General features: G+C 35.1%; 2 protein-coding genes. Both read left to right on the forward strand.

Features of this window, described 5'->3' with window-relative positions:
- The first annotated feature begins 14 nt into the window (after window positions 1–14).
- Complete coding sequence (locus E7Z81_RS02685; protein WP_292743871.1) at window positions 15–7,412, forward strand: Ig-like domain repeat protein; 7,398 nt, start codon at window positions 15–17, stop codon at window positions 7,410–7,412.
- Window positions 7,413–7,809: 397 nt separating this feature from the next.
- A partial coding sequence (locus tag E7Z81_RS02690) for an Ig-like domain repeat protein (RefSeq protein WP_292743874.1) occupies window positions 7,810–19,485 on the forward strand: 11,676 nt, incomplete at its 3' end.

Raw genomic sequence — 19,485 nt, forward strand, 5'->3', positions numbered from 1 at the left:
AAATAGGTTTAATTATGATGTCATATAAGAATTTTTTCTATTTAGCAATGATTATGCTATTGATTGTAAGTATTGGTAGCGTATGTGCTAATGAACTGGAAAATACTACTTTAAATCAAAATAATGGAGAATTGGAGGTCAGTATAAATGGCACTCCAATTCTTGAAAGTCAAAACAGTGATGTGATTGAAGAAACATCAGATGAAATTACTGTGGATAATTGGGATGATTTGCAATATTACTGTTCTTTAAATGATAAGAATTATGTTTTAAATCTAAAAGAGAATACAAATTATTATCCGACAAATCCAAAAGAGGAAAGCTATCAGATTCAGGTAAATAATAATGTAACTATTGTTGGAAGTTCAGGAGCTTACTTTGGAGATTCTTCTCAAAATGCAAGAAGCATTAGCTATCTGCCAATCAATGTTCCTGAAAACTCCGGTATTGGAATTACATTGAAAGGAATCACATTTAAATGGATTAACTGTGAATACCAGCCTAATGCAATATTCCTGCAGATTGCTGGAAATACAAATAACCTGATTGAAAACTGTATATTTAATAATTGTACAGTAACCGGAGGTCACTCCTCTTTCATTCATGTAGTCAGAGGTAATTTGACATTAACCAATTCCACATTTACAAACATGACTTCAGATTTTGGCTGCTTAAGTTTATATGACCCTAAGGATGACCCGACTGATATATGTACTCACGCAAGAGGTACTGTAAGTAACTGTTACTTTGAAGGTAACTATGCAAGAACTGAACCTGGATGTATCAATAACTGTGGAGTGCTTGTTGTTAGAAATTCAACATTCTATAGGAATACTGCATTCTGGTGGGCAGGTGCAATACATACTCATGGTGGAGCTAATACTACAATATATGATTCCAACTTCACAGATAATGTTGCTGGTTGGAATGGTGGTGCACTATATACATATAGTTATTTACAGATATATAATACAATTTTTAAAGGTAATAACTGTACTACTAATAATGGTGGTGGTGCAATAGGTGCTTGTAAGTATTTACACTCACCATATATTCATATTGAAGATTCACTATTTGACAGTAATGAAAACTTATGCTGGGCACTCACTGAAGAGTCAACTAGCGGACTAGGTCGTGGTGGTGCTATATCCATTATGGATGAAGGTGGACTAACTGTATTGAACACTACTTTTATTAAAAATAGTGCTTCTATAGGTACTGCCATATGTGCTATAACTCAGGGAGCTAACTATGGATCACCTGGTGTTACTATTGTAGGAAACAGATTCATTAATCATACCAGAATTAGTGATGTGCTGGTAATCAAGTTGGATTATGATTCTCTATGCAATATAAGTGATAATTATTATTATGGAAATTCAATTGAATTTTCAAAACTGAAACTCATAGCTGATGATAGGGTTGGGGATGAAGTAGCTTTACACATTGATGCAACTTTAAAGAATGCGAATTACTATGATTCTGACATTTTAGATAAATCTGACTATCTTGTTTACGTGGATGGTTCATATCTCAAAACAGTTACTGGTCTTGATTTTACTTTAAATCTAAAAAACATCGAAAAAGCCCAAGTTTATGTTGTCCCATCTATATCAACCACTAAAAGTAATGAAGTTTCTGTCGGTATGCCTAAGGAATATATTTATGTGTCACAAAAATCCGGAAATGATGTCAATGATGGGGTGAGTGATGAGACTCCTGTGGCAACATTGTCAAAGGCAATTGAACTTGCAAACTCTACCGGAAATATATTTATTATGGACGGAACATTCAGTGATGCTAATCTGGTAATAAATTATGATTTGTCAGTTTCCGGAAATGATGGCGTAGTTATTGCATCAACAGGAAATATTTTTGATATTGGTGATGTGGAGGTTGAATTTAAAAATATCATATTCAAAGGTTCTAAACAGTCATCCTCATCTTCCGATAGAATCATAAAACAGGGCAACGGTATTTTAAATATTAATAATTGTACATTTGAATCCAATTCCTATGTAACATTAATTGAAACATCCGGTTTCCTTCAAATGACAGATTGTGAATTCAATAGCAATTCAGGTATTTTAATCCGGGCCAACAGTTATCAAATTTCATCTTCACAATTCAAAAGCAATACTGCAACAACAACCAAAACTCCTGCATTAATTAAATCAGCAAGCGGACTGAAAGCTAGCATCGACAGTTCAGAATTTTCAGACAATGATGTAAAAGAAGGATGTATAAACTTTGCTGCCGGAAACAGCAATCAGAACACTTTAACAATTACAGACTGTGAATTTGTTAAAAACAAGGGTAATGACGGATCTTCAGCTATACTGATTTCCGGAGGTCTTCTTGATTTAAGTTCAACATTATTTATTAACAATACCGATACCGGAAGGTCATCTGCAGTGATTGTAACATCTACCGAAATTCATGTTTCAGACTCTATATTTATAGGAAATACCTATAACAATAATAATAAATTATTAATCAACTCAAAATCTTCAACAGGCTTAAAGAAAATTTACTGTACAGGAAACTGGTTTGGAAACAATCAGAATGATTATAATATTGCTCCGGCAATCAGTTCATCATCCAACTGTGAAAATTGGATATTCCTGAATGCAACAGCAGATGCAACTTCAATGTTTATGGGTGAAAACACTGTTGTTGAGTTTAATTTGAATAACGCATACAACAAGTTTGGAAATGTTACATACTGGGACAGCAGTAACCTTCCTTTAGTAAGACTTTCAATTTTAACTGAAGGGGGAAGTTCAGACAAAAATGAAGTAGCTTTAGTAAACGGAATCGGAAAACTCACATTCACATTAAATGATGTCGAAGCTAACTTAAAAGCAGGATATAATGGTGCAGAGGATGTAATTAACTTTACAGAGGCTAAAGTAAAACCTCAAATGGATGTTGAATATGCAAACATCTCTGTAGATGATGATGAGATTATTACAATTACATTGCCTGATAATGCAACAGGTGAGATAACTCTTAATCTGGCAAATGTGACTCAAACACAAATAATAAATGGGGTAAAAAGCACATTCACATTATCTGATTTGGCATCAGGTGAATATGTGGGAACAGTAACATATTCCGGTGATGATTATTACTCTTCAGTTGTAAAAGATATTAAATTCAATGTCGACAAGTATAATTCAACTACAAGTATTTCAATTGGTGATATTGAGGTTGGTCATGATGTATTGATAACCGTTACAGTATCTCCGAGTGTTACCGGAAACGTAACTTTGATAATAAATAGTAAAGAGGAAACTCTGAATCTTGTTGATTCAAAAGCTACATACACAATTAAATCCATTACTCGTGGAGATTACACTATTAAAGCTCAGTACAATGGAAACTATAAATTCCTTGAAAGTGGAGATGATGCTAAATTCAGTGTAGATAAACTCGATACAGACATCTCTATCAGAGCAGAGGATATTGTTTATGGTGAAAATGCAAAAGTTGAAATTACATTAAATGATGATGCTGGTGGAAACGTTACTGCATGTGTCGACGGCAGAAATTTCACTTCAAACGTTGAAAACGGCAAAGCATTAATCAATATTTCAAATTTGAATGCAGGATATAAACAGTTCACTGTCAGCTATAGTGGTGATAATGTATACAATCCTAATAACGCATCTGCTTCATTTAATGTGGCCAAAGCCAATACTCCATTAACAATCCGTGTTGATGATATTAAGATCGGCCATGATGTAACTATTGAAGTAACTGTTAAAAATGGAGTTACCGGAAACATTACAATCACATGCAATAATCAGAATGTAGTAAAATCAATTCCGCGTACCGGAAAAGTTTCACTGACAATTTCAGATTTACTGGTTGGAACCTATGAAGTCTCAGCAGCATTAATGAGTGAAAATTATGAAAATGCTGAAAATAACACTTTATTTGAAGTATCTGACTATCAAACTCCTCAATGGCCTGATGAAGGCTATGACAGTAAAAACACCGGAAAATCTCCATATGTATCTGATTCAAATGGAGAAATTCTATGGACATATTCTGTAAACGGTGATGTTGTTGGAAACCTTGCAATAGATGCAGCCGGAAATATCTATCTGATAACTTCTAAAGCAATATACTCAATCGACAATAATGGAAAAGCATTATGGAACAGGTCTTTAAATGGGGATGGAAACCTGTCTGCAATAGCAATCAGCCGTGATGTAGTTATTGTTCCTCAGGCAGGCAACACTATAAATTTCATAAATCAGACTACCGGCGAGAAGTTTGGAAACTCCAATATCTATCTTGGATCAAGCTTATTTGCTCCGGTTGTCGATTCAAATGCAAATATTTATATCTCCAGTGAATACCAATACGGCTCTGAAGACTATAAACTTGTAATCATTCCATATAAACTATGGGAAAAAGGTGGAAATCCAATACTAATCAGTTTGGGTAAATCCTGTCCGCTTTCAGCACCTGTTATAGTAGATGATTCTACTGTAATTGTGGGATGTGATGACAGTCTAAAAATAATTGACATTTCAAACAATCAGGTATTGTCAAGTGTCAAAGGCAATACTAAATCAATAAGACCTGTCGTTGGACCGGGAAACATGATTTACGTTGTTTTAGATGACAACATTTGTCAAATCACTCCTCAGGGAAGTGCTGTCTGGAAGACCAAAATTACGGATGGAACTGGCAAATATCTGGTATTGGATGAAGAATCAGGGTTATATTCCATAAATTCAAAAGGAAACTTATATAAATACGATTTAATTGATGGCAGTGAGTCATTAATATCCCATTCAACATTTACATCAGGCATTTTAGTTGGAAATGAGGGCAATGTATATGTCGGATGCAATGACGTGCTTTATTCTTTCGATAGTGATGGAAACATGTTATGGAAATCTGATATTAAATCAGAAATCATAGGCAGTCCTATAATTGGTGAAAATGGCTTAATTTATGTTCAGACTAAGAATTCTATAGTGGCATTAACCGATTCACCATTGAAAAATCCGGAAATCAGTATCAACGTTAGTGATGCTGTTTTCGGTGATGATGTAACTGTCAGTGTTGGAATTGATTCACAATGTGTGGGTGAAATAACTCTTAAAATAGATAATGAACTATATAATGAAGCAATCAGCTCACAGGGATTAATCGTTAAAAACATTTCTAATTTAAATGCGGGCATTCATACAGTTGAAGTAACTTTTGCAGGTGATGCCCGTTTCACTCAAAAGACATTGCTTTTTAATTTCACAGTTAAAAAAGCTAAAGCAAGTATTGCTGTAAGCTCTAATGATATTTTCGTTGGTGAAAATGTAACTGTTAAAGTTGAAATGCCTCAAGGTGTTGACGGTACGGTTTCATATGAGCTTAACGGCAAAACTTACACATCAAATGTTGAAAATGGTTTTTCAGATATAATAATATCTGATTTAGAATCAGGAAACTACACAATAGTCATCAAATTCAAAGGAAACGACTATGATGACTGTGAAAATACCACATCATTTAAAGTTTTAAAAGTGGAAATTCCTGATGATAGTGAAACTATAGATTTCAATGTTTCTGAATCAGGTGAAGCTTCAAATTATAGTATTTCTCTTCCTGCTGATGCAACAGGTACATTAACAGTAAGTGTTGATGGTGCAGAATATACTGAAAGTTTGGTTAATGGTAAAGCTACTGTTAATGTTCCTGAATTATCCAATGGAACTCATAACATCAGTGTTTCTTATTCAGGTGATTCAAAATATGCTCCAATTTCTAAAAGCGCTGTTGTTAATGTTACAAAAGATGGGCCTGTTGAAAAGTCATCTGTTGGTCTTGAAATTTCAGTATCCGATATCACTTTAGGTGAGGATGCAGTGATTGATGTTGTATTTTCTGATAATGTGACTGGAGAAGTAACAATAACTGTTGATAGTAAGGATTATGAGGCTGTTATTGATAATAATAAGGCTAGTGTTACTGTTTCAGGATTAGCTGTAGGTGAATATGATGTGGTTGCAAAATATGTGGGAAATGATTATTATAAAGAATCTGTTAATTCAACTGGATTTAAAGTGTTGAAAGTTGATATTCCGGTTGGTGATGAGACTATTGTCATTCCGGAGTCTGGTGAAGAGTATAGTATTTCTCTTCCTGCTGATGCAACAGGTACATTAACAGTGACTGTTGATGGTATAGATTACACTTGTGATGTTGTCAACGGTAAGGCCAGCGTTAATGTTTCTGAATTGTCCAATGGAAGTCACAATATTACTGTTTCTTATTCAGGTGATTCAAAATATGCTCCAATTTCTAAAAGCGCCGTTGTTAATGTTACAAAAGATGGGCCTGTTGAAAAATCAGTTGTTGGTCTTGAAATTTCAGTATCCGATATCACTTTAGGTGAGGATGCAGTGATTGATGTTGTATTTTCTGATAATGTGACTGGAGAAGTAACAATAACTGTTGATAGTAAGGATTATGAGGCTGTTATTGATAATAATAAGGCTAGTGTTACTGTTTCAGGATTAGCTGTAGGTGAATATGATGTGGTTGCAAAATATGTGGGAAATGATTATTATAAAGAATCTGTTAATTCAACTGGATTTAAAGTGTTGAAAGTTGATATTCCGGTTGGTGATGAGACTATTGTCATTCCGGAGTCTGGTGAAGAGTATAGTATTTCTCTTCCTGCTGATGCAACAGGTACATTAACAGTGACTGTTGATGGTATAGACTACACTTCTGATGTTGTCAACGGTAAGGCCAGCGTTAATGTTCCTAAATTAAGTGGGGGAAGCCACAACATTACAGTTGCATATTCAGGAGATTCCAAATACTCTCCTATTATTAAAACTTCAACTGTTACAGTTCCTGTAGTTAAACTAACAGGATATGATTTATCCATGCTTTACACAAGCGGTAAATATTATAAAATCAGACTAACCAAAGATTCTAAAGGATTTGCAAATCAAACAGTTAAAATTGTTATTAATGGAAAGACATACACACGAACAACAGACGCTAACGGTTATGCTTCAGTTAAGATAAGTTTACCTCCTAAAACATACACTGTAACTGCTGTTTACGGAGAACTGAAGGCAAAAAATAAAGTTGTTGTTAAAACAATAATCACCGCTAAAAACATCAATGCTAAAAGATCTGCCAAAACAGTTAAAGTATCTGTAACTCTTAAAAAAGTTAACAGCAAATATCTGAAAAACAAGAAAGTTACATTGAAGTTCAACAAAAAGACATTCAAAGTCAAAACCAATAAGAAAGGTGTAGCTACATTCACAATTAAAAACAGTGTTTACAAAAAACTTAAAACTGGTAAAAAATACACTTATCAGGTTACTTACCTTAAAAACACAGTTAAAAAGACTATAAAGTTTAAAAAGTGATGAATTCACTTTTTTTTTATTTTTTTATTATTTTACATTATTTTGAAGTTTTGATATATCCTAATTCGAAACAGAATATTAAAAATACTAGTTTTTTCATTGATTTTAATTTGAGCTATCATTATTATGATGATTGCATTATAATCATTTCATATAATTAATTGTATCTTGAAGTAAATGCAATTCAAAATTGGTGTGTTATTTTTCTTTGTTGTTGTGTTATTTTCAATCTTGTTTTATATTTTATCTAAAAAAATTTTATATATTATATTTTATTTTTTTTCAATTTTAAATTAATTTATATATTAGATTTCACATATATTAAGAATGTAAAGTTAAATTTATTTTTTCTTATGTTAACTTTATTATTTAATAAAACATTGAATCGAGTGATTGAATGAAGAAAATGAATAAAAATATTCTTATTTGTGCACTTTTGGTCGTAATGATGCTGTTTTGCGTCAGTACGGTCAGTGCAGAAGATAATGCACTTGATAACAATTTAGCTAGCTCTGATGCTGGTGATGTTATTAGTGCAGAGGGGGATACTATCTATGTAGATAGTTCTTCGACAAGTGACGACGAACAAGGAACGGAGAGTAGTCCTTATAAAACAATTTCTTCCGCTGTTAACTCAGAAAAGGTTACTGGTGGGGAAACTATTTTTATAAAAAATGGAAACTACTCTGAAAGTACCATTACTTTTACAAAAAATTTAAATCTTGTTGGTGAAAGTAAGGATGGTGTATCTATAAAATCTACATCAACTAGTGCTGAACTATTTGTAGGTACTAATGATGGTCTTACACTTTCATTTAATAATTTAATTATTGAAGATTCATCAAAAACTGGTGGAACTGGTATTTTAAGATTCACTGGTGGAAAAGTTTTAAATATAGATTTTAATAATTGTACTTTTGATAATATTACAAATAAATATGGTGTAATGCAACTTGCTTCAACTGGTACAATAAATATTGCGGATTGTACTTTTAAAGATATTAAATCTTCTGTTTCTAATGGTGCAGGTGCAATATATGTAAGTGATGGTGGAACATATAATATTAAAAATACTGTTTTTGAAGATATTTCTTATACTCTTAGCACTGGTCAAGTGGGTGGTGTAATTTACATATCTAAAGCTGCTGCGAATTTAAATATGGAAAATGTTACTATCCAAAACTGTAAATATCCTGGAAATAGTATTGTACGTTCAACCGGTACTGTTGTTATTAAAAAATCTAAATTTGTAGATAATGATGTTGAATTGTCTTCTAGTGGTTATGTTGGGGACAGTTTATTCTACATTGGAGGCAGTGGAAAATTGACCATGGAACAATCTGTTCTTGCAAACAACACTGTTGCTAAAAATGTATTTTATTTAGGTTCCAGTGCTCAAGCAACCATGAACTATAATAATATTTATAACAACACATTCAATACTAGTTATGAATCAGGAATCAAAACTACCAATGGTGTGCTTGATGCAGAAAACAACTATTGGGGATCAAACTCATTACCTGAAGGCGTTACTGCTAACATATGGGTTGTTGAAGAAGAAGGTTCATACAAATTAAGCAACGGTAATGAATTAGAAAAAGAAATTCCTGGATTGAATGATGGTGGCGACGAACCTGTTGTACCAACTGTAAACGACATCATTTATGTTGATTCAGTAAACGGTGCAGATACTAACGACGGTTTCAGTGAAGCTACTGCAGTAAAAACAATCGAAAAAGCTGTAGCAATTTCCGAAGAAATCACTGATGATTTAGCTGAAGGTCAAATTCCTACCATTGTAATTAAGGAAGGTACTTATGTTGAAAACCCTATTACAATTACTGAAAGTGTCATTATCAACACTACAGGTCCTGTAACATGGGATGCAAATGGTAAAAGAGCTTTATATGTTCAATATGCTGATGTAAGTCTTTCAAACATTACCTTCATTAACGGTAATGAATCCTACAGTGGATCTGTTATCCGTCAGAATTACGGTATTGTACTCATTGACAATTGTGTATTCACAAACAATGGTGGAGAAAACAGGGAAGCTCTTATTTACAATAATTATGGTGATTTATCAATAACAAACACAGTATTTGATAAAAATACTGCTCATAAGACAAGTACTTCTTATGGAAACATTCGTGTAAACAATGGAAACTTATTTGTAGACAACTGTAACTTTACTAACAACTACAATAAATATGGTGTATTCTACATTTCAAGTTCACAAGCTGAAATTTACAACTCTTCATTTATTGGAAACAATGCTACTTCCTCAAGCGGAGGTTCAGGTGCAGCTATTTATGTAGGTGGCAGTTCCACTACCCAAAGTGCATCTAGTGGTAAAATCACTAATGGTACTGCTTCCAATTTATTAGTCAAAAACTGTGAATTTATTAATAACACTGCATTTGGCGGTACTTATTATGGTGGTGCCGGTGGAGCAGTCTATGTAAACAACAACGTAACTGCTGTAATTGAAGATTCATTATTTGAAAACAATGTTGCTATTACCGGTGGAGAATCTGGTAAAGGTGGAGCAATTTATGCTTCTGCAGGGGACATAACAGTAAACGGCTGTGTATTCAACGACAATGTTGCCGAAGAAGGTTCAGAAATTTATCTTAAATACTATGGCGGTTCTTCATACAGTATCATGGTCGCACCTGATGCAATCAATAAAATTAACGTTAAAGATTCAGTCTTTAATGATGATAATAGTGCAATTGTTGTTTCAGACAATGATAAATATGCCGCTGACGTGAATGAAAACTACTGGGGCAGCAATGACAATCCTGCTTCCAAAGTAGGGGAAAACGTCACTGTTGAAAATTGGGTAGTAATGGATGCTAAAGTAACTCCAGACAATGCTCAAATCGGAGACAATGTTACTGTTGATGTAACCTTCGACAAACTTCAACATGCTGATGACACCGTAAGCGAATATAGTGGAACTTTACCGGAAATGGATATAACTGTTACTTCCACAAGCGGTAAATTAAATGAAATTTTAACTGTTAAAGATAACAAGGCAAGTGTTGATTACACTATCGATGCTGCTGATGATGCAATTGATGTTGGTGACGTGTCAATACCTTTAGTTGCTGGAATCATTTACGTGTCTCCTGAAGGTGACGATACCAATGCAGGTACTGAAGAAGCTCCTGTTGCAACTATCGCTCACGCTATTGAAATTTCAGTTAAAGGTAAAATTGTTCTTTTAGAAGGTACCCACAAAACCGGTGACTTAGGAACAATCTCAAAAGATTTAACTATCACTGGTCAAGGTAATGCAATCATTGACGCTCAAAACAACAATAGAGTATTATATGTCGGTTCCACTGGAGATGTTTTAATTGAAAACGTAACATTAATCAACGGATACACTGCTGCTGATGAAAGCGGTGCATTATTAGGAAACTCCGGTAAATTAACCCTTCAAGGTTGTACCTTAGCAAACTCCACTTCAAGCAAAAACGGTGGAGCAATCTACAATGTAGCTGAATTAATGGTAATTGATTCAGTATTTGAAAACAATAAAGCAGCTCAAAATGGTGGAGCAATATTTTCACAGGCTGCTGCAGGTTTTACTCCTGAATTATATGTTGTAGGAACTACCTTTACCAACAACAATGCTAAAGGTTCTTCCAACTTTGCAGGAGGAGCAATATTTGCTCAACAAAACTCTGCATTTGATATTATAAACTCTGAATTTGTCGCAAACAGTGTAGATGCATACGGTGGAGGAGCTATCGAAATTGTAAACACAAATGTTGCTACAATTACCGGTTCCACATTTACTGGAAACTCCGCTAAAGGTGAAGCTGAATCAAGTAACTACGGTGGAGGAGCAATCAGTTTCATTGGTGCTTACTCTGATAAAAAAGAAACTTTAACTGTAACTGATTCTTTATTCGAACAAAACACCGTTGACGGTCTTGGTGGTGGAGCAATTTATGTAAGAACCGCTACTGTAAACGTTGCAAACTCTGTTTTAGTAAGCAATTTCGATGACAGCAATTATGCTGTTTACTCCAGAATTACCAGTATGGTAACTCCTACCGTAAATGTAAACGACAACTGGTGGGGAAGCAACGATTCACCTAAAGATTTCGTTTCTGATAAAGTGACATTAAACAGATGGGCTGTTTTAACTGTTACAAATGACACTCAAATCAAAGCCGGTGAAAACGTAACAATAAACGCAAACATTAACACATACACCACTGGTACTACAACCGGAGATTTAGCAAAACCTATTGTTGTGCCTCGTGCTGTTACTTTAGAAACTTCCGAAGCTACTGAAGAAGGTGTTTTAGTAGATGGTGAAGCTGACTTCGTTTACACAGTTCCTGAAGGATTAAAATTCATCAGAGTTTCTGTTGACAACGAAATTGTAACATTATTCGTAACCACTACTGCAACAACCGTAAGTGCTGACAACTTCACAGCTAAAAAAGGTGAAAGATATGAATTCGCTGTAAATGTAACTTGTGATGACGGCACTATCGTAAACCAAGGTACTGTCGAATTATTCATCGGTGAAGAATCCATCGCTACATTTGATGTAATCGACGGTGTAGCATCAGGTAAATTATTAATTACTCAAGATGAAGGCGAATATAACATCACTGTAAAATATGTTGACCCTGAAACCTTATTCGACGAAAGCTTTACTGTTGTAGGATTCACAGTTAAAGGTATGAATAACATTATCACTCCTGAAAACTTCTATGACTTCTTCGATGATGAAGGAATCATGTTTAGTGACATTCCATTTGATAACTTAATTTTCGATGGTGAATTTGAAGATTTAGGAGTTGACAAAATTGTAATTTCAGAATCCAAACAAATCGAATCCAATTACGCTGATTTCAATGATGTTGTAATAGTTATTGATGCGGATGATGTTTCATTCACTGGTAGAAGCTACTTCACTGTAGACGGCAGTGCTGTTTCAGGCCCTGTATTAGCTATTTACGGTTACAATGTAACTGTAGAAAATGTAAATATTGATTACACAACCGCTAAAGACACTGAAGCTTACGGTATTTTAATCTATGAAGCTGACGGCGTATCAGTTGATAACGCACGCATTGACTTTGTAAGTAACTCTGTAGGTACTCCTGGATACACTCAACACGCTATTCAAATCCGCAGTTCCAGCAATGTAAACATTACAAAAGGAACCATCAGATCAAAATTACCTGCTTGTGACGTTGATTTCTCAAGCCAAGGCATTGACCAAGATTTAATTTTAGCTGTCGGTATTCAAGACAGTGAAAACATTGTTTTAAATAAAAACACTCTTACCACTGATGTAACTGCAGCAAACGGAGACTATCCTACTGTTGATTCAATCATGACTAATAATGTAAACAATTTAGTCATCTCTGACAATAAGATTACTCAAACTGACAAGTCAACTGTTGGTGCAGGTTACTCAAATGCTGTAGACTTATACGTTTCAAACAATGTAAATATTACTGGAAACACCATTACAATCAATTCCGATGCTGGTGAAGAAGCTGCAGGTACTGCATATCCTATCCAACTTACAGGTCCTTACTCAAACGTAGTAATTGACGGTAACACTTTAACCGCAATCAGTAATGGTCCTACCTTAGGTATTTACTCACAAAACTATGCTGGTGAAACTGATATTACTGTAACCAACAACAATATCGATGTAACCGGTTTAGCAACTGCTGGAAATGTTTATTCTTTAGTTTCAGGTATGGAACTTCAAGACACCCAGGCAAAAATATACAACAACACTATTTACTCTCACAATGTCGGTGAATATGATGCAGATAACAATTTATACGGTATAAGTTACGCTCAATGGTTATCCGGCGATCACACCTTTGACATAAGAGACAATGCAATCTTCACTGAAGGTGCATACGCAGTATACTTCTTGAATGCTGTAAACAGTAATGTTGTTGGAAACGATTTACACGGCCATGACTTAGAAGGTGACAACGCAACTTTCATTAAAGGCGGTGAAGGAAACGTAATTGAAAACAACACCCCTCCTTACGAAGCTGAAGTTATCATTGACGCTCCTGGAGCTTGGATTGGTCATGATGCTGAAATTACTGTCACTGTAACAAATGCTACTGATGGTAACGTAACAATCAAAGTAAATGACAAAGTATATGATGATTTAGCTTTAGTTAACGGTAGTGCAACTCTAGTTGTTCCTTTAGCTGACATTGCACAGGATGCAATCAACAACGTTAGCGTAACCTATAACGGTGGTTCCAGAGTATTCTCCGGTGCTGGCGAAGCTACATTTAATGTAGTTAACGGTTTAATTACCAACCAAACATTCTTCAATTACTTCGCTGAAAACGGTTACTTGTTATCATTTGTTCCTGAAGGAGCTACCTTAGACTTCCAAGGACCGTTCTATGGTGCTAAATATAGTGTATACATTAACAAACCTGTAAATGTAATTTCATCCAAAAACGCAAACGGTACTGGTTTATTAGGCGCATATAATGAAGAACTCATCGGAACTGCTGTATTTGACAGTGGGGAAAACCCTAACTACAACTGGGTTAAATTCAATGTTGTAGCAGGCGGTGACAATACCAACATTACCGGTATTAGTATCATCAACGGTGATTTATTCATCCAAGGTGCATCCAATGTAACCGTAGACAACATTTACATGAAAGCTAACATGAGAGGTGTAGGTTCCGGAACCGGATTCTTATCCATCCACTCTGAAGCTTACAACACTGTAATTAAAAACTCATACTTCGAAAACGGTGGTACAGGTTCAAGTTGTGTAGTTCTCGGTAAAGGTGGAAAATACGCTACCTTTGACAACAATGTATTCAACATAACTGGTTCATCCGGTAACGTTTTATCATCCAATATATTTGTTGGTAAAGGTGACAACCCTGAATTTGTAAACTACATCAACAATGTAATCAACAGTCAAGTTGCTGCTTCCGGAACTATGTATGGTATTACTGTATGTGGTCAGGGTAACATAATTGAAAACAACACCTTAAACAACTTCAAAGGTAATGCAATTATTAACCAATGGGGTGCAACCTCAACCAAGAACGTTTACAGAAACAACACCATTACTGGTGGAGGATCCATGGCTATCGGTACTTACAGTATTGTTGAAAACAACAATGTTGCTGAAGGTGCTTTAACCGTAACAGAAGGATGTAACTTCACAGGAAACACTGTAAAATCCTTAACAATCAGTGGTAAAAATGTTTACGCAGCTAACAACACTGTTTTAACTACTGTAACCATTGCAGCTGCTGCTAAAAACACAACCTTCGAAGAAAATGAAGTAAATGGTCTTGTAACTGTTAACTCAAATGACAACACCATTGTCAGAAACAAAGTTACCACTGCAACTCCATATGCAATCGACTTGAAATCAACTTCAAACAACACTGTAACCTACAACAAATTATCTAGTGCCGATAAATTAGGTGACGCAGCTGTAAACTTTGCTGAAGATAAAGACAACAACGTCACCCTCAACGGCGGAAATCCAATTATGGATATTGAAGTTGAAAACACATGGATTACTCAAAACAACACAATTACTATTGCTATTGTTAACGCAACAGGTAATGTGACTGTAAAAGTAAACAACAAAGAATTTGTTGAAGTTCCTTTAGTAGATGGTGCTGTAACTATTGAAGTAGATGCAGCTGACATTGTTGCTGGTGTAAATAATGTAACCGTAACCTACAACGGTGACGATTTCATCAACGTTGACACTGATTCAACCACTTTCATCGGCTTAGACAATGTTGTAACTGAAGATATCTTCTATGAATACTTCGACGAATACGGATTCTTAAATGAAGAAGTTCCATTCGATGAACTGATCTTCAAAGGCGAATTCGACAAACTTTCATACTATGTAATTCTTGACAGACCTATCAAAATCACTGGTCAGGATGCTGTATTGAAAGACATTGCATTCGTCATTGACTCTACTGATGTCAGCTTAGATGGATTAACTTTAACTTCCACAATGAACTTAGGACCATTAGTAACTGTAGGTGAAAGTGACGTATCCATTTCAAACATGAACATTTCATACATTGTAAAAGATGGCGACTCAGTTGCTATTGATATTAAGGATGTAGACAATGTAAATGTGACTGATTCTGTCATTTATGTTGAAACTCATATCACTGAGGACACAAGTTCAGCAAGTGCAATCAATGTGGATGAGTCTTCAAATATCTTAATCGACGGAAATGTATTCACTACCAGTTTCCCTGCATTGTATGCAAGCAACTATGACTGGGATTACTTCATGATGGGATTAAACACTGTAAATCCTATCAGGTTAAGAGCAACCGAAAATATTACATTCACAAACAATAAAGTAAACTCTACTTTAAATGATGTAAGTGCTTCTTATCCGACTGCTCAATCAGTTTATATTATCGGCTGTGAAAACGTATTGGTAGATTCAAACGACTTCTATTTCGTTGATGAGTTTACTCCTCAAGGTGTAGTAGCTTACTTATATGTAATTGACTTCGGATTTGACAAAAACACTACTGTTTCTAACAACAACTTTGATGTGAGAACTGTATCTGGATTAAACGCTGCAGGTACAGCATATGCGCTCCAAGGTGTAGAATCTCAAATTGATATTATTGGAAACAACATTACCACTGTCTCAAACGGTCCTAACTTAGGATTCTACGTTGCTAGTATGATGGGCGGACCATCTGAGATATACCTTGCAAATAACATTATAAATGTAACTGGTAATGCAACCACTTCCGAACAATGGGCATTGGTATCAGGTATTGAAATCACAAACGGTGACGCAAAAATATATAACAACACAATTTATGCTAACAATGTAGCAGGATACGTTGAAAATGCTCCTGTTCACGGTGTAAGCTATGGTCAGTACATGTACGGTTCCCGTTCATTGGATGTACAGAACAACACTATGTATGTTCAAGGTAAATACACTGTTTCAGTAATTAGTGGAACCAAAGCTAACGTTACAGGAAACACTTTATACGCTGAAGAATTATTCGGTGATGATTCTGTTGCTCCTGGTGTAGACGGTATTGTAGAAAACAACACTCCTCCATTTGCAGATATTGATGTATTTATTGATGGTCAAACTGCATGGATTGGAACTAACTCTACTATTACTGTAACCGTACCTACCGGAACTGGTAATGTAACTATTGTTATTGGAAATAAGACATTTAAAGAATTAAAATTAGAAAATGAAACTGTAACTGTTAATGTATCTGCAGAAGACTTAGTTTTAGGCGCTAATGAAATTAATGTTACTTACAACGGAGACAAATATAATTTACCTACTATGTCCACAGGTAACTTACAAGTAATTGACGGTGTAATTACAAATGAAACCTTCAAATACTACTTCGATGCAGACAACAATAATTACTTATTCGATTATGTTCCTGAAAATGTAACATTAGACTTCCAAGGTTCATTTATCGGCAATGAATTTACTTTATCCATCAACAAACCTGAAAACATTGTTTCAACTACTGGTGATGCAGTATTTGACAGTAACCGTACTAGTGCTCCATGGATAACCTTCAATGTTATTGCTGGTGCAGACCACACTAACATAACCGGTATCAGCATTATAAACGGTAACTTATTCATCAGAGGAGCTTCATATGTGACTGTTGATGATATTTACATGAAAGCTGATAAAAGAGGAGTAGGATCAGGTACTGGATTCCTGTCTATCCACTCTAACGCTTACTACACAACCATTAAAAACTCTCACTTTGAAAACGGTGGAACCGGTTCAAGTTGTGTTGTACTCGGTAAAGGTGGTAAATACGCTACATTTGACAACAATGAATTTGAAATAACCGGCTCATCAGGTAACGTACTGTCCTCAAACATTTTCGTAGGTACAGGAAACAACCCTGAATTTGTAAACTACACAAACAACAAGATTGTCAGTCATATGGCTGCTTCCGGATTCATGTATGGTATTACTGTATGTGGTCAAGGTAACATCATTGAAAACAACTCCTTAATCAACTTTAGAGGTAATGGAATTGTCAACCAGTTCGGTGCAACCTCAACCAAAAACGTATACAGAAACAACACCATAACCGGTGGCGGATCAATGGCAATAGGTACTTACAGTCTCGTTGAAAACAACAATGTAACTGAAGGTTCCTTAACTGTAACCGAAGGATGTACCTTTATTAACAATACTGCAAAAGCATTAACAATCAGTGGTAAAAACGTTGTTGCAGAAGACAATACCATTTTAACAACTGTAACTATCAGTGCAGCTGCTAAAAACACTACTTTCACTGGAAACGATGTATTTGGTTTAGTCACTGTAAACTCCGGCGACAATACAATTAAAGACAACTTTATTGTTTCATCATCCGAGTTCACAATAGACCTTAAATCAACTCAAAACAACACTGTAACTGATAACATATTATATGCTGCAGAGTTAGTTGGAGACGCATCTGTTAAATATGCAAACGAAAACAACACTGTAAAAGACAACTTCCCAGTTGATCCTGTATTAAATGTTGAAGTTGATGATATTGTTGTTGGTGAAACTGCTGAAATCAATATTAAATTTGCAGAACCTGTTGTTGGAACTGTAGAAGTGTTACTCAACGGTAAAAAATACACTGTAGAAGTAAATGACGGTGCAGCACAATTAAATGTATCTTATTTACCTGCAGCTAAATATACTGTTGGCGTATACTTTGACGGAGACCTTTTATACATACAAACTGATGCATTAAAAGAATTCAATGTGGAAAAACTATCAACAGACTTAAATGTTGAAGTTAGCGAAGCTGTCTCCGGTGATAATGTAACCGTTACTATCAAAGCTGAAAATGTAACTGGTAATGTAACTGTAACCTCTGATTTAGGACAAGCTACCACCATTGCTTTAGATGAAAATGGTACTGCTACTTTCACTCTTGAAGATGTAATGGCTGGAGATCATTATGTAAGTGTTGCATATGATGGCGATGATGTAAATGATGCTGTAACTGCTGTTGTTCCATTCACTGTAGAGAAAAAAGATGCTCCTGTTGTAGTTAAAGCTGATGAGAAAGCTACTGTTGGAGTGCCTACTACTATCAGTGTAGAACTTCCTGAAGCTGCAAGCGGTATGGTTGTATTTACTATTGGTGATGAAAATGTTGCTGTTTCATTGAACATGGGCGATTCTGTAAACTTCACATTCGATAAAGCTGGAACCTATAATATTAGTGCAATGTATTTAGGTGACGATTACTTCAGTGTAAATGCTTCTGAAACTATAACTATTGAAGTTGCTGATAAAGAAGTTCCTGAAGTTGAAATCAATGTTCCTGAAGACATTAAATCTGGTGAAAGTGGAAACATTACTGTTGCTATTGCTAATGCTACTGGTAATGTATCTGTAATTGTTGATGGTGTTGAAACTGTTGTTCCTTTAGATGAAAACGGTACTGCTGTTATTCCAATTGAAGATGTTGCAGCTGGAGATCACAGTATTGTTGTCGTTTATAGTGGCGATGATGTAAATGGTGCTACAACTGCTGTTGTTCCATTCACTGTAGAGAAAAAAGATGCTCCTGTTGTAGTTAAAGCTGATGAGAAAGCTACTGTTGGAGTGCCTACTACTATCAGTGTAGAACTTCCTGAAGCTGCAAGCGGTATGGTTGTATTTACTATTGGTGATGAAAATGTTGCTGTTTCATTGAACATGGGCGATTCTGTAAACTTCACATTCGATAAAGCTGGAACCTATAATATTAGTGCAATGTATTTAGGTGACGATTACTTCAGTGTAAATGCTTCTGAAACTATAACTATTGAAGTTGCTGATAAAGAAGTTCCTGAAGTTGAAATCAATGTTCCTGAAGACATTAAATCTGGTGAAAGTGGAAACATTACTGTTGCTATTGCTAATGCTACTGGTAATGTATCTGTAATTGTTGATGGTGTTGAAACTGTTGTTCCTTTAGATGAAAACGGTACTGCTGTTATTCCAATTGAAGATGTTGCAGCTGGAGATCACAGT

The organism is Methanobrevibacter sp. (assembly GCF_015062935.1).
Taxonomy (GTDB): Archaea; Methanobacteriota; Methanobacteria; order Methanobacteriales; family Methanobacteriaceae; genus Methanocatella.

Excerpts from the sequence above, each read along its gene's own strand:
- E7Z81_RS02685 (WP_292743871.1), top strand. The coding sequence starts at position 15 with ATGATGTCATATAAGAATTTTTTCTATTTAGCAATGATTATGCTATTG.